Annotated in this window: 22 protein-coding genes and 2 pseudogenes; 9 read left to right on the top strand and 15 right to left on the bottom strand. The window is 60.7% G+C overall.

The window, feature by feature from the left end; genetic code table 11:
• Positions 1-189 precede the first annotated feature (189 nt).
• From AC1DTN_RS23310 to AC1DTN_RS23300, 3 genes are read right to left on the bottom strand one after another with little or no spacing between them, the layout of a single operon-like run.
• Complete coding sequence (locus AC1DTN_RS23310) at positions 190-1,587, bottom strand: sensor histidine kinase (protein ID WP_477922824.1); 1,398 nt, start codon at positions 1,585-1,587, stop codon at positions 190-192.
• Between the two features lie 41 nt (positions 1,588-1,628).
• Positions 1,629-2,300, bottom strand: a complete 672-nt coding sequence (locus AC1DTN_RS23305; protein WP_477922822.1) for a response regulator transcription factor — start codon at positions 2,298-2,300, stop codon at positions 1,629-1,631.
• Positions 2,297-2,788, bottom strand: a complete 492-nt coding sequence (locus AC1DTN_RS23300) for a PepSY domain-containing protein (protein WP_477922820.1) — start codon at positions 2,786-2,788, stop codon at positions 2,297-2,299. Before AC1DTN_RS23300 ends, AC1DTN_RS23305 begins: the two co-directional genes overlap by 4 nt.
• Here AC1DTN_RS23300 and AC1DTN_RS23295 point away from each other — a divergent pair.
• Positions 2,775-3,050 (top strand): PepSY domain-containing protein, encoded by a 276-nt coding sequence (locus AC1DTN_RS23295; protein WP_477922818.1) that lies wholly within the window; start codon positions 2,775-2,777, stop codon positions 3,048-3,050. The genes AC1DTN_RS23300 and AC1DTN_RS23295 overlap by 14 nt on opposite strands.
• Positions 3,047-3,610, top strand: coding sequence for a cytochrome b/b6 domain-containing protein (locus AC1DTN_RS23290; RefSeq protein ID WP_477922816.1), 564 nt, complete (start codon positions 3,047-3,049; stop codon positions 3,608-3,610). The genes AC1DTN_RS23295 and AC1DTN_RS23290 overlap by 4 nt, the downstream gene beginning before the upstream one ends.
• A gap of 93 nt (positions 3,611-3,703) precedes the next feature.
• On the opposite strand, the gene AC1DTN_RS23285 is transcribed toward AC1DTN_RS23290, so the two are convergent.
• Complete coding sequence (locus AC1DTN_RS23285; RefSeq protein WP_477922814.1) at positions 3,704-3,976, bottom strand: DUF982 domain-containing protein; 273 nt, start codon at positions 3,974-3,976, stop codon at positions 3,704-3,706.
• A 386-nt stretch (positions 3,977-4,362) separates the two neighbouring features.
• Between AC1DTN_RS23285 and AC1DTN_RS23280 the strand changes: the two genes are divergently transcribed.
• Both AC1DTN_RS23280 and AC1DTN_RS23275 read left to right on the top strand, forming a co-directional pair.
• Entirely contained in the window at positions 4,363-4,746 is a 384-nt protein-coding gene (locus AC1DTN_RS23280; RefSeq protein ID WP_477922812.1) for an EF-hand domain-containing protein, read from the top strand.
• 53 nt (positions 4,747-4,799) lie between these two features.
• A complete protein-coding gene (locus AC1DTN_RS23275) occupies positions 4,800-5,189 on the top strand; it encodes a DUF302 domain-containing protein (protein WP_026170997.1) in 390 nt (129 codons plus the stop codon).
• Between the two features lie 139 nt (positions 5,190-5,328).
• On the opposite strand, the gene AC1DTN_RS23270 is transcribed toward AC1DTN_RS23275, so the two are convergent.
• Both AC1DTN_RS23270 and AC1DTN_RS23265 read right to left on the bottom strand, forming a co-directional pair.
• Positions 5,329-6,024, bottom strand: coding sequence for a VIT1/CCC1 transporter family protein (locus tag AC1DTN_RS23270; protein WP_113546157.1), 696 nt, complete (start codon positions 6,022-6,024; stop codon positions 5,329-5,331).
• 45 nt (positions 6,025-6,069) lie between these two features.
• On the bottom strand, positions 6,070-7,338 hold the full coding sequence (locus tag AC1DTN_RS23265) for an APC family permease (protein WP_477922810.1): 1,269 nt from the start codon (positions 7,336-7,338) through the stop codon (positions 6,070-6,072).
• A gap of 215 nt (positions 7,339-7,553) precedes the next feature.
• On the opposite strand from AC1DTN_RS23265, the gene AC1DTN_RS23260 reads away from it, so the two are divergent.
• The gene (locus AC1DTN_RS23260) at positions 7,554-8,438 is read left to right on the top strand and encodes a universal stress protein (protein WP_477922865.1); all 885 of its coding nucleotides are present in this window, start codon (positions 7,554-7,556) and stop codon (positions 8,436-8,438) included.
• Between the two features lie 231 nt (positions 8,439-8,669).
• Positions 8,670-9,278 carry a cation transporting ATPase C-terminal domain-containing protein gene (locus AC1DTN_RS23255; RefSeq protein WP_477922809.1) on the top strand — a complete coding sequence of 203 codons (609 nt, stop codon included), beginning with the start codon at positions 8,670-8,672 and terminating at the stop codon, positions 9,276-9,278.
• 42 nt (positions 9,279-9,320) lie between these two features.
• Here the strand turns inward: AC1DTN_RS23255 and AC1DTN_RS23250 are convergent, their stop codons facing one another.
• The 3 genes from AC1DTN_RS23250 to AC1DTN_RS23240 form a co-directional block, all read right to left on the bottom strand.
• A complete protein-coding gene (locus AC1DTN_RS23250) occupies positions 9,321-10,250 on the bottom strand; it encodes an ABC transporter ATP-binding protein (RefSeq protein WP_477922863.1) in 930 nt (309 codons plus the stop codon).
• 79 nt (positions 10,251-10,329) lie between these two features.
• Positions 10,330-10,482 carry a hypothetical protein gene (locus tag AC1DTN_RS23245; protein WP_018073256.1) on the bottom strand — a complete coding sequence of 51 codons (153 nt, stop codon included), beginning with the start codon at positions 10,480-10,482 and terminating at the stop codon, positions 10,330-10,332.
• A gap of 39 nt (positions 10,483-10,521) precedes the next feature.
• A complete protein-coding gene (locus AC1DTN_RS23240; RefSeq protein WP_477922808.1) occupies positions 10,522-11,169 on the bottom strand; it encodes a CBS domain-containing protein in 648 nt (215 codons plus the stop codon).
• 263 nt (positions 11,170-11,432) lie between these two features.
• On the opposite strand from AC1DTN_RS23240, the gene AC1DTN_RS23235 reads away from it, so the two are divergent.
• Positions 11,433-12,485, top strand: a complete 1,053-nt coding sequence (locus AC1DTN_RS23235) for a type III polyketide synthase (RefSeq protein WP_477922807.1) — start codon at positions 11,433-11,435, stop codon at positions 12,483-12,485.
• A gap of 46 nt (positions 12,486-12,531) precedes the next feature.
• On the opposite strand, the pseudogene AC1DTN_RS23230 reads toward AC1DTN_RS23235, so the two are convergent.
• The 4 genes and pseudogenes from AC1DTN_RS23230 to AC1DTN_RS23215 all read right to left on the bottom strand — a co-directional run.
• Positions 12,532-12,637, bottom strand: a pseudogene (locus AC1DTN_RS23230) (phosphoketolase family protein); the annotation flags it as partial.
• A 69-nt stretch (positions 12,638-12,706) separates the two neighbouring features.
• Entirely contained in the window at positions 12,707-13,879 is a 1,173-nt protein-coding gene (locus tag AC1DTN_RS23225; RefSeq protein WP_477922805.1) for an acetate/propionate family kinase, read from the bottom strand.
• Positions 13,872-14,225, bottom strand: coding sequence for a hypothetical protein (locus tag AC1DTN_RS23220; protein ID WP_477922804.1), 354 nt, complete (start codon positions 14,223-14,225; stop codon positions 13,872-13,874). Before AC1DTN_RS23220 ends, AC1DTN_RS23225 begins: the two co-directional genes overlap by 8 nt.
• Positions 14,206-15,840 (bottom strand): MBL fold metallo-hydrolase, encoded by a 1,635-nt coding sequence (locus tag AC1DTN_RS23215; RefSeq protein ID WP_477922802.1) that lies wholly within the window; start codon positions 15,838-15,840, stop codon positions 14,206-14,208. The genes AC1DTN_RS23220 and AC1DTN_RS23215 overlap by 20 nt, the downstream gene beginning before the upstream one ends.
• 214 nt (positions 15,841-16,054) lie before the next feature.
• Here AC1DTN_RS23215 and AC1DTN_RS23210 point away from each other — a divergent pair.
• A pseudogene (locus tag AC1DTN_RS23210) lies at positions 16,055-16,700 on the top strand (BON domain-containing protein).
• 80 nt (positions 16,701-16,780) lie between these two features.
• Here the strand turns inward: AC1DTN_RS23210 and AC1DTN_RS23205 are convergent.
• Positions 16,781-17,293: an Hsp20/alpha crystallin family protein gene (locus AC1DTN_RS23205; protein ID WP_477922800.1), complete on the bottom strand. Its 513-nt coding sequence runs from the start codon at positions 17,291-17,293 to the stop codon at positions 16,781-16,783.
• Between the two features lie 200 nt (positions 17,294-17,493).
• Between AC1DTN_RS23205 and AC1DTN_RS23200 the strand changes: the two genes are divergently transcribed.
• On the top strand, positions 17,494-17,937 hold the full coding sequence (locus AC1DTN_RS23200) for a hypothetical protein (RefSeq protein WP_477922798.1): 444 nt from the start codon (positions 17,494-17,496) through the stop codon (positions 17,935-17,937).
• Here AC1DTN_RS23200 and AC1DTN_RS23195 read toward each other — a convergent pair.
• Positions 17,900-18,643: a response regulator gene (locus tag AC1DTN_RS23195; protein WP_477922797.1), complete on the bottom strand. Its 744-nt coding sequence runs from the start codon at positions 18,641-18,643 to the stop codon at positions 17,900-17,902. The two genes, AC1DTN_RS23200 and AC1DTN_RS23195, sit on opposite strands and share 38 nt — an antisense overlap.
• Positions 18,644-18,653 lie beyond the last annotated feature (10 nt).

Raw genomic sequence — 18,653 nt, 5'->3', positions numbered from 1 at the left:
GAGAGATCAGAGATCGCCAATAGTCTCGCTGGCGACAGTCCCGGCGAAGCTGCTACCAAAGAGGCCCTGAAAGCCGGGATTGATCTCGCCCGCAACGACCCGGCGCGCCACCAGCCTCGGCGACTTCGATGGCCCCGTGGTAGGGATTCGCGTCGCGCTCCACCTCAGTTGGATCTGCGGGAAGATTTTTCAGGTCGCCGGTCGGGAACGCTGCGACGTGCACGAAGGTCTCGATACCACCGCCTCGTCAGAGGCAGACAAAAGGAGCATTCGGGAAGCGACGGCGTCAGGGAAAACGACCTCCGCACGGAAGCCACCTTCCAGGCGGTTTTCCAAGCTGAGCGTGAGATCGTACACCGCTGCGATCTCCGACACGATGGCAAGACCCAGACCAAAGCCTGGTTTCAGACGGTCGAGACGGACACCCCGGCGCGGAAGATCGGGCAATCTCTCTGGCGACACGCCTGGGCCGTCGTCCTCGATCGTGAGACGGGAATGCCCATTATGTCGAACCGCGCTGACATGTATCCTGCTCTTGGCCCACTTGCAGGCGTTCTCAAGCAAGTTGCCCGCAAGTTCGCGGAAGTCGTGCGGATCAACGGGCACGCTGAAGCGCTCGGCAACGTCTATTTCCCAAGCGAGGCGCTCGCCTGCCTCAGTGTGTCGGAGCATTCGAACGATCTCGCTGATGGTCTTCTCGACGTCGGCGTCGCCACTTCGCTGATCGGGGCTCGGAGTGATACGGGCTCGGGCGAGCTCGTGCTCGACGTGCGAAAGCATGGTCTCGGCAAGATGGTCGAGTTCATCGGCGATCTCGACCTCGCCCTTCTCCCGGAGTGAGTACGCGTTGTTTGTGAGAACGGTCAAAGGCGTCTTTAGCCCGTGGGCGAGATCACTGGCCCTACTCCTGGCCTTCTCCATCGCCGCGGCCTGGCTTTGCAGCAGCTTGTTCAGTTGGTTGACAAGCGGTTGGACCTCGCGCGGGTAGGCCCCCGCCAGTCGGCTGGCCCTCCGGTCGCGAACCGCTTCCAGATCACGGCCGATGCGGTCGAGAGGTCTCAATCCGATCCAAAGCTGCCCGATCGACATCAACACGAGGAGCGCGGCAAGAACGGCGACGTAGGGCAGAATGTCGAGAGCAAATCCAAGGCGAGCGCTGTCGACCTCGTCGGCATTCACCGCCACCGCGATGCGGATGGGCCTCCTGCCCTCAGGCGCGGCCAACGACAGCACGCGTTCCTGAACAAGGACATCCTTCCCCTCCGGCCCGGAGAGACGATATTGGTGCATGATGCCGACAGGATGTGAATCCTGCGGCAGAGCCAGGACGTAGTCGAAGAGCGAGGAAGATCGGACCTCCGTCTTCCCCACAGGATCGTCGATCTGCCAGTAGAGCCCCCCATAGGGTATCAGGAAACGATTGTCCGGAGGGTTCTCGGACACCTGCAGCCTGCCTTCGGGCGAGAAGCGGATCACAGCGGCCAGGCGGTTTATGTGTCCGGTCAGCTCGTTCTGCACGCGCTTGCTATAGCTGTCCGCAAAAATCTGGACGAGAGCGACGGATGCAGCAGCCAGGCAGATCGACACGGCTATCAGCGACGTGATGATGAAGCGGCCGTGAAGCGACCTCATGTCCCCTCGCCCGATGCTATCTGGTACCCGAAGCCTCGGCGCGTGACGATCGCGTTCCTTCCAAGCTTCTTTCTCAGCCGTCCGATCAGGACCTCCACCGAATTGCTCTCCCGTTCAAAATCCTGGGTGTAAAGCTGCTCGGTAAGCTCGAGCTGGGAGATCGCGCGACCGCGGTTCTGCATCAGCACCGACAGGCATTTGTACTCCATGGGCGTGACATCCACAGGCATCCCGTCGACCATCACCGCGCGTCGGCGCGGGTCGATGGAAACGGGACCTGAAGACAGGACCGCACTGGCATGGCCAGAATATCTGCGCAGGACTGCGTGCAATCTGGCGAGAAGCTCCGCGATGCGGAATGGCTTGCCAAGATAGTCGTCGGCGCCAGCGTTGATCCCCTCGACGCGCTCCTCCCAGTTGCCGCGCGCGGTCAAGATGATGACCGGCATGTCACGACCGTTCGCCCGCCATTTCTTGAGGATCGATAGGCCGTCGATCTTCGGCAGCCCAAGGTCAAGGACGACTGCGGCGAAGTCCTCATGCTCGCCGGCGAACAGGGTGGCTTCTCCGTCGGTCTCGTGGACGACATTGAAACCGGCTTTGGTGAGCTGAGCGGCCACGTCACGGGCGATGAGCGGGTCGTCTTCGGCAAGCAACAGGCGCATCATTCGTTCTCGATTTCGACGATCCTGCCTGACGCGGCGTCCACTTCCACCTCGGTGACCTGACCGCCGCCCCTCAGAATCCGGAACTCGTAGATTATGCGATCGTCATGCCGATCGACACTGATATCGATCAATTCGCCGGGCGACTTGGCGAGGACTTTCGCCTTCAGTACGGTCAGAGACAGGATTTTCCCTTCGTGGACCTGTTTAGGAAGGTCCTCGTGCGACGGCAGGTCATCCGCTTCGCGGGAACGACCAGGGAAATCGTCGGCATGTGCGTTCGCTACCGGAAGCGACGGCCACAGAAGAACAAGGCAGACGAACGCGAGCGTGCGGGTCGGGTACATCGCCGGAGAATATCCTACCGAAGGTGACAATAAGCTGACAATCGCGATCAGGTCGCCGTCAGGTCGCGCCCCATAGGTTCGAGGCCGACCAGATGAGCAAAACCGCTCCTGGGATGATGGAGAAAGACCAATGAAGAAAATCATGTTCGCAACCCTCCTGCTCGCCACCGCGTCGATCGGCGTTGCCCGCGCCGAAGAAGGTCAGAATTGCACGCAGGCTTCCAAGGACAGGTGGTTGAGCGAGGACGGCATCAAGGAAAAGGCCAAGGCCGCGGGCCTCGAGGTGCACCGGGTCAAGGTGGAGGGCAGTTGCTACGAGGTCTACGCCGTCGATACGAAGGGCAAGAAGGTCGAAACCCTGTTCAACCCCGAGACCGGCGCAGTGGTCGGCAACGAAAGCGAATGATCATGCGCAGGATGGATACGGATGCGGCGGGCGCTGGCTCGCCGCCAAAGATCAGGGTCTGGGACCCGGTCGTGCGGATGTTCCACTGGGGTCTGGTGGGCCTGTTCGCGTTTTCCTTTCTGACGGGCGACGAGTGGAAACAGGCGCATATTCTGTCGGGCTACGCCATCGTCGGTCTCCTGCTCGTGCGGATCATCTGGGGCTTCGTCGGCAGCCATCACGCGCGCTTTTCCAACTTCATCTACGATCCGATCACGACCCTCGGCTTCATGCGTGACAGCCTGGCCATGCGCGGCAAGCGCTACATCGGCCACAATCCGGCCGGAGGCGCGATGGTGTTCGCGCTGCTCGTCGCGATCTCGGGCATTGCCACGACCGGGTACATGATGACGACGGACGCCTACTGGGGAGTGGAATGGGTGGAAGAGGCGCATGAACTGCTGGTCAATGTGACGCTTGGCCTCGTCGGCCTTCACATCGGGGGCGTCCTCTTGGCAAGCATCGAGCACAGGGAAAACCTTGTCCGAGCGATGGTAACCGGCAGGAAGCGAGCTGACTGATATCGACTCGCGGGCCGAGCATGGCTTGAAGCCGCGCGAGGGATCTAGCAGGATTCGTTGCCCACTCGAACGAGCCGATTTCATCCTTCGGCGTTAGGAACGACCTTGGGGGGCGCAGGTGAACATCCTGGCTTCGTCAGCGGCCTGAATGAAAGCCTTGCGCGCGGTCTCCTGCGAGACATGCCCGCTTACGGCCGCGGCGCAGATCTCTCTCGCGAATGCGTGCTCTCTACGCGAGCCTTTCCATCGGTTGGCGAGAAACTCGAGCGCCTCGCTCGCTCCGCCAACAGCCTCAGGGGCGTTCATTCCCACCTGGACGAAAACAGGCTCCGACCAGGTTCCTTCAATCTGTTTCTGGGACGTCATCCTCGATCTCCTGAACGTTTCGAACTGCGAGCGGGCATCATGACGAGGGCCGGACCACGATCAGGCGCTGGCTGATGGCGTCAGGATACCGCGTTCGACCGGCGTGGACGTTGATATCGATCAAGCCAGGCATGATCGCACCTGAAATCACCTTGTTCTCGCCTTAGCCGGCTCGCTCCTCGGTGTCGCTTCAGCCGCGATCGTTCCTCGGTGACGCAGGTGGCTGACGTCGCAATCATGGGGCGGCGCGAAGGCGATCGGTCCGTCCTCGACGACTCGAACCATACAAGCGGTTTGATCCAGCGCAATGTGTGAAGCCAGTAGGCAGCCTATTCTCAAAGGCCGCTCCAACTCGTGGAGGACAACGCTTAAATAGGAGATTCAGGATGTCCATGTTCAGACTGCCAACGATCGCTCTGCTGACCTTGCTTGGTGCTGTCGGTGCCATGGGCAGCGCCTCCGCCCAGACGAAAAGTCCAGACACGGCCCAGTCGGAGGCTAAGCCTGAGGCCGAAGGATCGGAAATGATGCCAGGCATGATGGGCCGCAACATGATGCCATCTGGCATGAATGAAGGAATGCGCATGATGGGGCCAATGCGCGGTCATATGATGAAGATCATGTTCGTCATCGCCGATAGCGATGGGGACGGCGCAATTTCTTTCGAAGAATTGACCGCAATCCACAAACGCGTCTTCGACGCGGTCGATGCAAACAATGACGGCAAAGTCACACCTGAAGAAATGCAGGCATTCATGCAAGACATGTGATTGGACGCTGGGCATTTGCCGGCCGTTCCATGGGAGCCTAAAGGAGACTCCTCATGACCTACACGCTCGATAGAACGCTCTGGGCGACCAGTTTCGATGATGCGGTCGGCAGAACCAAAGCGGCTCTCATCAAGCACGGTTTCGGTGTTCTGACGGAGATCGATGTCAAGGCAACCATGAAAAAGAAGATCGACGCCGACATCGATGACTACCTCATCCTCGGAGCCTGCAATCCGCGCATGGCGTTCGAGGCGATGAAACTGGAACCGAAGGTGGGGGCCATGCTGCCGTGCAATGTCATCCTGCGCGGGGTCGATGGCGGCAATGTCATGGTGAGCGCCATCGATCCGGTCGCATCCATGCAGGCGATCGACAACGAAATGCTGACCAGTCTGGCAGGCAGGGTCCGCTCGATGCTCGCCCAGACGGTGGCCGAGATCTGACGATTACGAGTTCCGGCCCCCGAGTTCTGAGGAGTCGAACTTGCGTCGGCTCCTCTTTCGTTGCGACCAGAACCGCAACATCCTAAAAACTCACCCCGTCCTCAAGCTGGGCGTGCAGGAGGGGGCGGAAAGTTACCCGTCAGACTGCGGTGCCAACCAGCGCACCGATCCCCGCCGTCAATGCCATAGCGAAAGCGCCCCAGAAAGTGACGCGGGTGGTGGCCCTCCAGACGTTGGCGCCGCCCGCTTTCGCACCAATAGCGCCCAGCAGCGCGAGGAAGGCCAGAGACGCGGTTGCAACGGTATAGATCAGCACCGAGGCGGGCGAAAGTACGACCATGAGCAGGGGCAATGCGGCCCCCACCGCAAACGTGACGGCCGACGTCAAGGCCGCCTCAACCGGCCGGGCCGCCATGTGTTCGACGATACCGAGTTCGTCGCGCGAATGCGCGTCGAGTGCATCATTTGCGGTCAGTTGGATCGCGACTTGCCTGGCCAGCTCGTCGGTAAGACCGCGTTTGACGTAGATCTCCGTCAGCTCCTCGTACTCAGCTTCGGGTTGCGTCTCCAACTCGATCCGTTCTCGCGCGAGATCGGCTTCCTCGGTGTCCGCTTGGGAGCTTACCGACACGTATTCGCCGGCCGCCATGGACATTGCGCCCGCGACCAGACCAGCGACGCCAGCTACCAGGATCTGCGAGGGTCCGGCGGACGCGGTAGCGACGCCCATGATCAAGCTCGCCGTCGAGACGATTCCATCGTTGGCGCCGAGGACGGCAGCCCGTAGCCAGCCGATGCGGGAGACCAGGTGATGTTCCGAATGCAGTCTGCTCATGCGCGTCTCCAGGACAAAGTCGATTTTGACGTAGTGAGTGCGAGATTAACCGATGAGCGCAACGTCGATCACGAGCAACGCGGCACTCGCGATCACACCTGCGACGGGCACCCAGAACGGGCAAATGAATACACCCGGAGGCAGCGCTATGGTCTCGGTCATCTTTATGCGGATCAGCGCTAGGTTTACCAAAGTGAACAGCCCCAAAGTGCACTGCGATGTCAGCTTGGCGAGACCTTCGAGCGGTACGAAGATAGCAAACACAAGGATCGCCGTAGCCCCGATCAAAGTGGCGACGATCGGCGTTCCCGTGTGAGGGTTCAGGCGTCCGAGCACCTGGGGGAGGTTTCCCTGTTGGACCAGGCCGTAGATCACCCGAGAGATCAGAATCATGTGCACGATGATCCCGTTTAACGTCGCGATGATCGCGATCGCACTCATGGTCACGAGCGGCATGCCCGTCAGGCGTTCAAAGACGAGTGCGAGGGGCGCGGGCGACCTTGCCAGTTCGTCCGGAGGAACAGTGACCACAGCGACCCATGTGACGCCGGCATAGATGACGGCAGTCAGCCCTAACGTCACGAAGAGCGCGCGAGGCAGAGTCTTCGACGGCGTCTTCATCTCTTCGGCAATGTTGACCAGGTGTTCGAAGCCGATGAAGGAGAACACCGCAATCATGGCGGTACCGAACACGCCGACCCAGGCCGTGGGATTGCCGCCGGGCCATGCCTCCGGCAGGCGTTCGATCAGGCCAACACCTTCGGAGAACCCCGCTCCGACGATGAGGAGCAGACCACCGACCTCGATGAGCGTCATAACACCTGCGAAAGTGATCGAGCTGGCTGTCGCCAGGCATGAAATAGCAGCCATTGTCAGCACGACGCCGGCGATGATCGAGGATCCAGGAAGCGGAAGGAGGACGCCTACATATCCAGCACTACCAGCGCTGATCGTCGCTGCCGAGATGCTCGCCGTCACGATGACCAGCAACCCGGTCAAGATCGTGAACCATCGCAGTCTAAATGCCCTGTCGACATAGGCGGCTTCACTTGCGCTGACGGGCATTCGCGTGCCGAGTTCCGCAAACGAGGCCGCGCTCAAGCCCATGACTGCGGCGGCACCCAGGAACGCAAGCGGTGCATGCATGCCCGCCCGCCCGGCGGCGACGCCGACGAGCACGTAAATACCCGCGCCTATGGTAACGCCGAGACCGTACAGGACGGCGTGCGACAGGGTTAGCGTGCGTGCTAGTCTCGGCCGTATCCCGGCGGCTTCGGCGGTCGTTGAATTCACTTCGCGCTCCCATTGTCGCAAGCACGTCCTCCTGAATTCAATACCGGATCTCGGCCATCAAGGATTTGACCACGATCAACTTCCGCAGACTTCCAGTTGGAAAGGCACCGGTGTGAACGTCCGGTTATCCTGGCGCTCTTCGAAGGAGAGGCGGAATTCTGGCACGCGGCGCCGTGCCGAGGCCAGAGAAGCCGGAGCGCCGGCAATTGCGTTACATCAATGCCGAGTTGAGACGAATGGAGATAGATGATTGCAATCGTGGCGGTCCGCGAGAGATGGAGCAGGACATGACGGCACAATATTTTCTCCCTCTGGCAACATATCCCGATTCAAGTTCCGGATTGATCATATCGAACGCCGTAACGTTTGCTGGGTATTACAGCGCGCATCTTCACGCGTGCGCGCTAACAGTCGCGATTCCGCACATCCCCAACGCATGGTCGTCTTTGCTGCTCGATACTCCGAAGATGATCGAGCATGCCGAGATTTTGAGCCGCGATCGTGCCGCAACGCTGGTTTCAGCGGCAACGAACCTCGCAGCGAGCGCCGAGGTTGAATTATCTTGTCGAACGGTGAAAACCGCCTTGCCCTTATTGCACGACACGGCAGCCACGGAAGCACGTTTTTTCGATCTGGCTATTCTCGAATGTATCGCGGACGTTCCGGATACCCGTATTGTCGCCGAAGCGGTCATATTTGGATCCGGCCGGCCGGCCATGATCTTTCCCAACAAGACCCTTGCCGGCCCAATCGACCATCTGGTCATTGCCTGGGACGGAAGCCGAGCCGCCGCTCGGGCCGTCAACGATGCAAATCCATTCATTAACAAGGCCAAGCGGGTTTCGGTGCTATCCCTGACGGGCGAAAAGCCGCTGCCGGAGCCAAGCGGAGCGCACCTTGCTGAGATCCTGGTTTCGAGCCGCGTCAATGCAAGCTCAACGGCCGCGCGGTTTACTTCGTCATCCATCGGTTTGAGCATTCAGCAAACAGCACTGGAACTGGGCGCCGATCTGCTGGTCATGGGAGGATTTGGACACTCGAGGTTACGCGATTTTGTCCTTGGCGGAGCAACCGATGGCGTGTTGCACGAGCCTCTTTTGCCCGTCCTCATGTCACATTGACGAACTGTCCCCGCCGTAGCTTATGACTGGCTTCGGCTGCTATCGAGCGGCGGGACCTTACCGGGTTCGAACGGCGTGGACGTTGACATCGATCAAGCCAGGCACTTTCGACGCGAAATACGAAGCTTGACAACCATCAATGACGTCCTCCTGGCGAAGACGATAATCGGCGAAATCACATACGGAGTTCGCCATGGATATCCCCGTTCCTCCTTCTCCAACATGATCAGTATGGCAGCGGCGTCGCTCGTGCTGCCATTCCTGCCGCTCCTTGCCAAGCAGATACTGTTAAACAATCTGCTGTCGGATCTGCCGGCGATGGCAATCGCCACGGACAAGGTCGATCAGGCAGACCTTCGGCGTCCGCAGCGTTGGGACATCTCCCGCATCAAGAGGTTCATGCTGTGGTTCGGGCCGCTAAGTTCTCTCTTCGATCTGGCGACGTTCGTCGTTCTGCTGGCAGTGTTTTCCGCCGGACAGGACGAGTTCCGCTCCGCATGGTTCGTTGAATCGCTCATGACGCAGTTGGCGACCATGCTCGTCATCAGGACGCCGGGTCCGATCTGGAGGAGCCGGCCCAGTCCGCTGCTATTCGGCACGGCGATCGCCGTCGGTGCCGCGGGAGTGACCATCCCCTACACCGCGGTCGGCGGGCTTTTTGGTTTCGTTCCGATCCCCCTCGAAATTCTCACAGTGCTTTTGGGTATCAGCTTGTTCTACGTAGCAGCTCTCGAGACCGTGAAGATCTTCTACTTTACGACGCTGTCTACGGAGGACCATTCACAGCCCCGAACATCACGCCGTCGGCCTCGCACTCGAACAAGGCGCCATTCAAAATAGGCGCGATCGCTCAGCGCGGGAGCGCGGAATCTCAAAATGCACTCATATTTCGTGGTTGCCGGCGCCATCGAACTTCGCGGCGTCCCTGATGAGCCGGAACTTCACCTGGGTCACCCTGAGGTCACGATACCAGTCCACGATCGCCCCCCAAGGATCGACGATCTTCGCCAGTCCCGAGACGAAGGCGACGACGGTGCCTATCTCGGTCTTGCCGGTGACAACATAATATCCCCCGAGGACGAAAATGCCGACATAGCCCAATTGCGCCATGAGATTCATGAGAAAGTTCATGGCGTACTTGTAGCGGTAGATCTCCATGTTGGCTGAGAAGATCGCTCCGATGCGCGAAGTTTGAGGATCCTCTCCCTGGCCACCTTCGATCGCATGCACCATGCCTTCGCTGACGTCGCGCATGATGGCGACCTTCGCCTCGACCCGGCGGTTGATCGCGGCCTGCATCATCGGGACGAACGCAATCTGCGGGGCGAAGGTCGCTGCGACGGCCAGCATCATCAGCGGCTGGAGATAGATCAGGTAGCTGCAGACGGTGACAAGGATGCCGACCTGCAGCAGCGGCTCGGAGATGCTGGTTCCAACGAAACCGCCGACCGGCTCGGCTTCCGAAAGAACAATCGAAAGCTCGACGCCCTCGAGCATGGATTCTGATGGCGGCGTCTCGGCCTGATGCAGAACACGCGCCCGCAGCCAGAGCGTGCCCTTCTCGCCCACCCAGCTTCTGTAGAGATTGAGGGTGAATTTTATCGCGCCCTCCAACACTGCCACCGCGAGATAGAGGGATACGAGAAAAAGAAGCGCCCCGTATGACGCTTGCTGGGTTGCCTCATTGACGATCCGGCGCTGGAGTTCGAGAGGCGCCGCTCCTATAACAAACAGAACCAGGGACAGCCCGGCGATCAACGCCTGATGACGCCTTCCCATCAGCCAGATGAAACCGAACAGTTCGGAGGGCATCGAAACCGTTGCGCTTCCGGTCTTTTGCGAGAAGCGGCCGGGCAATCCAATCCTGGAGCTCCAAATGTTCATCGCGCACTCACGGGTCAGAGAGAGAGCGCTCGACCCGCCCGCTTCGAGAGTCGTCGGATGGTTTCACCAGCAGGACGCCCACGACCGTCCCGACCATGAGGATCAGGATGACGAGGAGAAGCCTCGACATGACAGCGTCTGCAATGACCCTGACAAACATGACGGAAACTCCAGGGACGATTTCATCGTTTGAGGGGGCTCACCATGCGGAAGCCAGGGTGATCTTGTTCACCACGCCGCCGACGCCGCGGACGCTTTCCGCCGCCACCCTGGCCGCTGAGCGTTCCAGCTCCGTCTCGACCTCCCCCCTCAGGGTGACGACCCCGTTGGAGACGGTGGCCTTCACGATAGGGGGCTTAATTTCGAGCTCGGCTTCCAGGCGGCTACGAACGGCGGTCCCTAGGGCCTCGTCGCCGGAAGCGGTGCACTGCCGTGGAACATCGAGAAGAGCCCGCATCAAGTCGCGACGGCTGATTATTCCGGCGAGGCTGCCGTTCTCGACGACGGGCAGGTGTTTGATGTCGTGGGCCTGCAGGAGTTCTGCGAGCTGGCTCGCGGTGGCCGTCGGGGCGGCGCTGACGACAGGCGTCGACATCACGTCCTTGACGCGCCAGCTTCGGGCCTTCACATAGTCGGCCAGTGCATCTTCGCGGTCGCGCGTATGCGGTACCGCCCGTCTCGCCCAAGAAGACGCCACCCGGCGCAGCAGGTCCCCCTCGGTGACGATGCCCGTGAGCCGCCCTTCGCCATCGACCACTGGCACCGCGCCGATCTTGCTGGCGTTGACGATCTCGACGGCTTCCCTGACGTTGTGTCCCTCGTCGAGCGTCGTCACGGGGGTCGTCATGATGTCTCTAGCAAGCATCGGGCTGTCTCCTTGTTGATCAAAACAATTACGGAGCCAACACACGCCGAGCGCATTGACGTGGATCAAGCCTGACACGAAGCCGCGGGAGGCCGTCTTCGCGCGTCGCCGTCTCCGGAGCCTTCCGACGAAGTGCGGCATCAGGCTCGCCGGCATTGCAACCTTTTGCAGGATCAAGACGTTATGGTTCGTTCTCGTCCTCGCGCGGCACACCAAAGTCTTTCCGCGCCGTCGCAAGGAGTCTTATGCAGCATTCCGTCAAGCTGGTATCCGTCGGTACCACAGTTCCGCCACATGTCATCGAGCAGCGTGACGCTGCGCGAGCGTCGCACACCGCGTTCTCATCGCGATTTGACGATTTCGAAAAGCTGGCAAGGGTGTTCGAAAACTCGGGGATTCGACGCCGCTATGGCGTCCGGCCGATCGAGTGGTATCTCGAGACGTCGGGATGGCCCGAACGGAACCTCGCTCATATCGAGGGCGCGTGTGCGATGTTCATGTCCGCCGCCAGGAAGGCTCTGGCGTCGGCGCACCTTACAGCAGTCGACGTCGACACGATTGTAACGGTCTCCTCGACTGGTATTGCGACACCCAGTCTGGAAGCGAGGGTAAGCAGAGAGCTGGGTCTCCGGGACGACGTCGAACGGGTGCCTGTGTTCGGCCTCGGCTGTGCCGGCGGAATCTCCGGGCTTTCAATCGGGTCACGGCTGGCGGCATCCCGGCCAGGCTCGGTCGTGCTAGTGGTCGCCGTCGAGACCTGCACATTGGCATTTCGCATGGACAAGCTTACGAAGGCGAACATCGTGGCGACCGCCCTCTTCGGTGACGGGGCTGCCGCCTGCGTAGTCCGTGCCAGCGAGGCCGGTCTGGCCGAGATCGAATTTGCAGGCCAGCATACGTGGCCCGACACGCTGGACATCATGGGGTGGAGCGTCGATCCGGAAGGTCTAGGCGTGATCTTCGACCGTGCGATACCACCGTTCGCCGAAACTCACGTGCTGAAGGGCGTAACGTCCATACTCGCCCGATCAGATCTCACTCCTGCCGACGTCGACCGGTTTGCGTGCCACCCCGGTGGATCCAAGGTCATCACCGCCTTGGAATCGGCACTTCAACTGAGCCAGGGAACCCTCGACAAGGAACGTGAGGTTCTCTGGGACTATGGCAACATGTCGTCGCCAACCGCGCTGTTCGTACTCGAAAAGCTTCTTGCGCAGGGACTACCCAGGAGAACCGTCCTGACGGCGATGGGACCGGGCTTCACGCTTAGCTGCCTCTCGTTGAGGGCTGCAGCATGATCCCCTCTGTCATTCTTCTCGCCGCTGTCACGCTAGAGCGGGTGGTCACACGGTTGAGATGGGCGTAAATGAAGCCGAGGCCGGGCGTCGTTCCCCAATGTCCGAGAAGGGCGAGGCTTGATTTGTACCGGCCGAAGCGGCTCGCGCAGAAGTTAGCGGTCGATGAGTTCGAGTTCACGCTCGGTCGGCGGTGGGCTGCCATGTCCAGACATGTTCGACCCTTAAAGCCTGTGCCGGCTGATAACTTCGATCGCTTCTTCGGCGATGACCTGTTCCTCGTCGGTCGGAATGACAAGGGCGACGATTTCGCTTTCCCTCGCGCTGATCACGGTCGCATTCATCTTGTTCGCGGGCTCGCTCAACGAGAGACCCAGCCAGCCCAGATGGTGGGCCACGCCATTGCGTATCTCCGGCTGATGCTCGCCTATGCCGGCGGTAAAGACGATGGCGTCCACTCCGCCCAGAGAGACGGCGAGCCTTCCTATCTCGCCGGCGATCCTGAAGCAGAAGAGGTCGAGGGCTTCTCTTGACGCCGGATGGAAGTCCTCCAGCAGGACCCGGACTTCGCCACTTTTCCCTGAGACGCCGAGCAGGCCGCACCGGTGATAGAGGAAATCCTCCAGACTATCTGCGTCGTGAAAATTGTTGCGCAAAAGGTGGACGACAGCGCCCGGATCGAGCGAGCCTGGCCGGGTCGACATCGGAATTCCGTCCAGCGGGGAGAAGCCCATGCTGGCGTCTATGCTCACGCCGTCGACCATGCCGCAGAGGCTCGCGCCGCTTCCAAGATGCGCACAGATGACACGGCCGGCGGCCAGGTCTGGATCGTGTTTCCTGAGTTCGCCGGCGACGTACTTATAGGAAAGACCGTGGAAGCCGTATCTGCGGATCCCGGCGTCATGCAACTCTCTTGGAATGGCGAGCCGTGAGGCAAGACTGCTCTGCGACGAATGGAACGCGGTATCGAAGGACGCTGTCTGCAGTATGTCCGGATATGCGCTCCGGACTGCGCGGACGATGGCAAGCGCAGGAGGAAGGTGCACCGGCGCAAGATGCGTCAGGTCTTCCATTCTGAGGACGACCTTGGGTTCCAGCAGAACGGGGCCATCGAAGACCTGTCCCCCATGGACGATGCGATGGCCGGCCACCACGGGGTCGAATCCTCTGCGGACGATGCAATCGACGACCTGCGAAACCAGCCGCGCGTCGATCGCTGTGCTGGAGGGAAGATCGACGGCCTCGTCCCCGTCAGAAAATCGGAAGGTGAATCTTGACTGGTCTCCGAGCGTGGCAACACCGCCTCCCAGCCGGAGTGCCAGACCCTCCTTCAGCCTGAAGACGCCGACCTTGAGGCTGGAGGCCCCGGCATTGAAAGTGACGGCAACCCTATCCATGGCCCGAAGCCCTGGAGCGTGCCGTCCCAGCAGATTTCCCTGCCACCTTCGTTGCGGCCTGACCGGCTGGCTCCTTGTTTGCCTCTTCGAAGAACTCGCATGCATACTCCAAGACGGCCTTCTCGTCTTCCGACGACAGTCCGAACGGCGCGCACTGCTCCTTCATGGGCCGCAGGACCTTCTTCTTCAAAGCGGCGACCGCAAAGGAATTCTTCGAAATGAGAACCTCCCTCAGGCAGGTTATAGCGACGACCTCCAGGACGGTTAGCTTGCCTTGCACCTCGCCCTGGGTCGGTATCGTAAAGCGCTCTCCGCCGCGCTTGCAGTCACAATCCATGATTAACATTGCCGTCTCTCCTCCCTTCGACCGCAGCAACATCATCCGGGTCCAGGGCGCGTCGAAGTCTGCGCAGCACGACCGCGCGGCCCTTCTCGTCGGCGACGGATTTCAGACGATCGGACAGGTCCAGAACGAACCGCTGATAGTCGTTGTTCCAGTCAGGCCTGCCGGGCACGACCGGCTTGATACGCGCGGGCGTTCCGTCTTCGATGAGGCGTGCACCCGCCGGTGAAAGCTCGTAGGCATCATCCAGCGACGGGCAGACGACCTTTGCAGAAACTTGCTTCGGGAGCCGGGCGGACATCGCTTCACGAGCGCTCTCCTCTCCATGGACAAGGAAGATCTCCTTCCGGATCGGTTGCCGACCGGCAACCCACGCATCCAGTTCGCTTGCATCGGCATGTCCGCTGTAGGCGTCGAGCGTGGCCATCCTGGCGCAGACGTGAATCTCCTCGCCCTGGATGCGGATATCGGTCGCGCCCTCCTGCAGGATGCGGCCGAGCGTGCCCGCCGCCTGGAACCCGACGAACAGCACTGTGCACTCCTTTCGCCAGAGCCAGTTCTTCAGGCGGTGGCGGATTCGTCCCGCCTCGCACATTCCGCTTGCCGCGATGATAATGTGAAAGCCACGGACGAGATCGAGCGCCTTCGACTGCTCGGCCGTCTCGGTGAAGCGGACGTTCGGCGCGTTGAGCGCGCGAAGGAACGCCTTGCCGTGTCCGAGGTCGGCCGCATGCTTTTTAAATGTCTCGGTCGCTCGCGACGCGAGCGGTGAATCTATCATGATAGGGCACCGCGGCACCTCTCCTTCGTCCATGAGGGCGACGAGGTCAGTCAGCACCTCCTGCGTCCTCTCGACAGCGAAGGAGGGAATAAGAAGAACGCCGCCGGGGCTGTTCGAGGTCGCGACCACTTCGCGCAGCCGGTCCCGTCGATCCTTCAGAGCGTATTCTTCTCGTTCCCGGTTTCCGTATGTGCTTTCGCAGATGAGGTAATCAACCCCGGAAGGCGCCCTAGGGATATTTTCGAACAGCTTGTTGCTCGCGCCGACATCGCCGGAGAACAAAATTCTCGTCGCGCGGTCGGCGCCAGGAGTCTCGACTTCGATCGATGCGGAACCCATCAGATGTCCTGCATTCCAGTAACGGAACCTTACGGCGCCAACGGTCTCCCGCCACTCGCCGTATTCGACCGCGATGAACTGCGGCAGCATGCTGCGGGCGTCATCGGCGGTATAGATGGGCTCCACCGTCTCTCGCGCCCTTCTTCGATTCCTTCGGTTGAGCTGCCGGACTTCCGACTCCTGGATGTGACCCGAATCCTGCAGCATGATCGTGCATAGGTCGATCGTTGCTGCCGTTGCAAAGATTGGCCCGCCATATCCCGCCTTCGCGAGCTTCGGAAGCAGGCCCGAATGGTCGATGTGCGCATGTGTGAGCAGCACTGCGTCGACTTTTTCTGGATCTAATGGCAGCGGCTTGTAGTTCAGTTCCTTTTCCGATTTGGATCCTTGAAACATCCCGCAATCAACGAGAATGCGCGCCCCAGCCGTCTCCAGCAGGAAGCACGATCCGGTCACCGAGCCCGCGGCGCCGTAGAAGTGAAGGATCGGATTCGCCATGATAGCTCCTATGTGTTGTCAGACACTTTAAGGCACCCCGGACGACCGCACGTTGACGAAGGTCAAAGAGGTGTTCGCGGCTCGCCTGACGGGCAATTTTGGGGAGATGCAGGCCGTCGCCGGGTTCAATTGACGAAGCGCGACACCAGAAATTTTGGACAGCGCATCATACCCCGCGAGGCCAACGGGCTTCGGAACCCAACAGGAGGTAGAAATGACGGACCTAGGAATCCAACAGGACATACTCGACCTGGCGTTCGAACCCAGCATCGATGCCGCCCATATCGGCGTCTCGGTGGAAAATGGCATTGCGACCCTCTCCGGTCATGTCCCGACGTATGCAGAAAAAGCTGACGGCGGAGGACGTTGCAGCGCGGATGAAAGGCGTCCGGGCGGTGGCTGTGGAGATTGAGGTGCGATGCCTAGGCCGCAAGCAGCATGCGGACGACCAGATCGCCTCGCGGGCGATCGACATCATCGCCTGGAACACGGCGCTCCCCGACGGACCGGTTCATGTAAAGGTGGACGACGGCTGGGTGACATTGTCTGGCGAGGTGCGCTGGCAGTTCCAGAAAGCTGCCGCCGAGCATGCCGTCACGAAGCTCGGCGGCGTGGTCGGCGTCCTCAATCTGCTGACGATACGGCCGTGCCCGACGGTGCCGGACGTCCGCCGTCGGATCGAGGACGCGCTGAAACGGAGTGCCGAAGTCGACGCTGGAGGCATCTCGGTCAAGGTTCAGGACCACAAGGCTGTTCTCGAAGGCGGTGTGCACGCCTGGCACGAGCGCGGCGTCGCAGAACGGACGGCCTGGTCTGTTCCAGGCATTGCCACCGTCGAGAACTACATCCGCATCAACTGAAAAAGAGGGAGGGGTCGTCGCCCCCTCCCTCTCTCCCCGCCCACCGTACGCCACCCCTCGGCGTAGCGGAGGGTTGACCGTCAGGCCGCCTTGACCGTAATCTTCTTGCCGTTCTGCTGCCGCTCGGGCGTCTTCGGCAGCGAGACTTTGAGAACCCCGTTGGAAAAGTTCGCCTCGATCTTCTCGCTGTCCACGCCGCGCGGCAATTCCAGGCTTCTATGGAAGGATCCGTAACGCCGTTCGGAGAGGTAATAGTCGTTTTCTTTTTCCTCCTTGGTCTCGTTCTTCTCACCCTTGATGGTCAGCACACCGTCGGCGAGTGTGACGTCGAGATCCTTGGCGTCGACGCCCGGAAGCTCGGCTGACAGCTCGAAGGCCTTGTCGGATTCAACGAGGTCGACGGCTAGCAAGCCGGGCGAGAACGCAGCCGGCATCCTGCTGAAGGCCCGGTCGAAGATCGACGCGCTTCCGAATTCGCTGAACACGCGGTCGATCTCGGACCGGAGGCTGTGGAGGGGCCACCAGCGCTCGACCGGCGCCGCCGGCCTTGCTTCTGTCTTTACGGAAAGTTTCGATGCATCTGCCATTGTCATTCTCCTTCTCTCAACAATGCCGTCGTTCAGAGGCGGCGACGCGCAGATAGAATAGTCGATTGCATTCGCCGTCTTTGATCACCGTCAATCGCCCTGGCTTTTGTCTTTCGGGCCCTGCCCCGGGAGTCAGGATTGACCTGGGACAAAGCCCCAACCGCAGGACCATGCAAACATTCCTGTCGATCGACGAGGAAAACGCCATGCCGTCGGAATATTTTGTCCGCCCGCTCCATATGGACGATGCGCTGCGCGCCTACAGCCTAATCCAGGTGGCGGCTCCGTGCTTTTCTGCCGAGGATTGGGCGCAAGTGGTGGCGAGCGCCGATCGGTGGACGCTCGTCTCGTTAAAGGATCCGGCAGGTTACGTGCGTGGGCTGGCCGTCTACCGGATCGGCACGCATCCGATCGCCGGTCGATTGATGGACATTCCGATCTTCGCGGTGGCGAGCGTCATTGACGACGTGACCATCGCGAACCTCCTGTTCACCTCGCTGCGAAGGCGATCGGCGGGATGCGACTTCATGCGGTTCTGGGCGCAGTTTCCAGGTGATTTCTCAGAGATCGAAAGTGAAGACCGTTTTCGTCGCTGGGATCATGGCCTCATGGTCAGGGTTGACCAGAAGCCGTCTCCGGCCTTGCTGTAAAGAGATATCCGACGCCGCGGACGGACTTGATCAGGCTAGGATTGGCCGGATCCGTCTCTATCTTGCGCCGCAGCCTCACGATCAGCGCGTCGATGGTGCGGTCGAAGCCGTCGCGGCCACGCTTGTGCGTCAAGTCCATCAGTATGTCACGGGTCATGACACGCCCTGCATGGGTGGCGAATACATGCAGCATGTCGAACTCTCCCGTCGACATCGCCACTTCGTTCCCGGCCGGGTTGGTCACCGCTCTCCGTTCCACTTCAAGTCGCCATCCCGCGAAACGGAGCACGCCGGCTTCCGGGGGGGCGGGTGCGTTGGAAACTGTTCGTCTTCGCAGAACCGTCCTCACGCGGGCGAGGACCTCCCGGAGATGGAATGGCTTGCCTATATAATCGTCCGCGCCGACCTCCAGACCGACGACGCGGTCCATCACATCGTCGCGGCCGGACAGCATGATGATGGGAACGTCCGAACCTGAACGGATTTCCCTTGCGAGTTGGAGTCCGTCGCAGTCTCCCGGCAGGACGACGTCGAGCAGGACGGCGTCGAATTTCGTCCCCGCCATTCTGGCGCGCATCTGTGAGCTGCTGCCTGCCACGTCGACGTCGAATCCCTCCTCGCCGAGATACTGCGCAAGCATTCTCTGGATCCGGACATCGTCGTCCACGACAAGTATGCGGGTCCGTCTGAGAGTTCCGCTCGTCATTCCGGCTTTC

Source organism: Rhizobium sp. 01T444 (assembly GCF_056398305.1).
The sequence above is the reverse complement of the archived record's forward strand: the minus strand, read 5'-3'. Positions and strand labels throughout refer to the sequence as shown.

Coding starts and splice junctions, on each gene's coding strand:
- AC1DTN_RS23300 (WP_477922820.1), bottom strand. CDS start 2,788: ATGATTTTCTTCATTGGTCTTTCTCCATCATCCCAGGAGCGGTTTTGC.
- AC1DTN_RS23260 (WP_477922865.1), top strand. CDS start 7,554: ATGGAGATAGATGATTGCAATCGTGGCGGTCCGCGAGAGATGGAGCAG.
- AC1DTN_RS23295 (WP_477922818.1), top strand. CDS start 2,775: ATGAAGAAAATCATGTTCGCAACCCTCCTGCTCGCCACCGCGTCGATC.
- AC1DTN_RS23215 (WP_477922802.1), bottom strand. CDS start 15,840: ATGGCGAATCCGATCCTTCACTTCTACGGCGCCGCGGGCTCGGTGACC.
- AC1DTN_RS23290 (WP_477922816.1), top strand. CDS start 3,047: ATGATCATGCGCAGGATGGATACGGATGCGGCGGGCGCTGGCTCGCCG.
- AC1DTN_RS23225 (WP_477922805.1), bottom strand. CDS start 13,879: ATGGATAGGGTTGCCGTCACTTTCAATGCCGGGGCCTCCAGCCTCAAG.
- AC1DTN_RS23245 (WP_018073256.1), bottom strand. CDS start 10,482: ATGTTTGTCAGGGTCATTGCAGACGCTGTCATGTCGAGGCTTCTCCTC.
- AC1DTN_RS23200 (WP_477922798.1), top strand. CDS start 17,494: ATGCCGTCGGAATATTTTGTCCGCCCGCTCCATATGGACGATGCGCTG.
- AC1DTN_RS23285 (WP_477922814.1), bottom strand. CDS start 3,976: ATGACGTCCCAGAAACAGATTGAAGGAACCTGGTCGGAGCCTGTTTTC.
- AC1DTN_RS23195 (WP_477922797.1), bottom strand. CDS start 18,643: ATGACGAGCGGAACTCTCAGACGGACCCGCATACTTGTCGTGGACGAC.
- AC1DTN_RS23250 (WP_477922863.1), bottom strand. CDS start 10,250: ATGCCCTCCGAACTGTTCGGTTTCATCTGGCTGATGGGAAGGCGTCAT.
- AC1DTN_RS23220 (WP_477922804.1), bottom strand. CDS start 14,225: ATGTTAATCATGGATTGTGACTGCAAGCGCGGCGGAGAGCGCTTTACG.
- AC1DTN_RS23235 (WP_477922807.1), top strand. CDS start 11,433: ATGCAGCATTCCGTCAAGCTGGTATCCGTCGGTACCACAGTTCCGCCA.
- AC1DTN_RS23280 (WP_477922812.1), top strand. CDS start 4,363: ATGTCCATGTTCAGACTGCCAACGATCGCTCTGCTGACCTTGCTTGGT.
- AC1DTN_RS23255 (WP_477922809.1), top strand. CDS start 8,670: ATGGCAGCGGCGTCGCTCGTGCTGCCATTCCTGCCGCTCCTTGCCAAG.
- AC1DTN_RS23240 (WP_477922808.1), bottom strand. CDS start 11,169: ATGACGACCCCCGTGACGACGCTCGACGAGGGACACAACGTCAGGGAA.
- AC1DTN_RS23275 (WP_026170997.1), top strand. CDS start 4,800: ATGACCTACACGCTCGATAGAACGCTCTGGGCGACCAGTTTCGATGAT.
- AC1DTN_RS23305 (WP_477922822.1), bottom strand. CDS start 2,300: ATGATGCGCCTGTTGCTTGCCGAAGACGACCCGCTCATCGCCCGTGAC.
- AC1DTN_RS23270 (WP_113546157.1), bottom strand. CDS start 6,024: ATGAGCAGACTGCATTCGGAACATCACCTGGTCTCCCGCATCGGCTGG.
- AC1DTN_RS23205 (WP_477922800.1), bottom strand. CDS start 17,293: ATGACAATGGCAGATGCATCGAAACTTTCCGTAAAGACAGAAGCAAGG.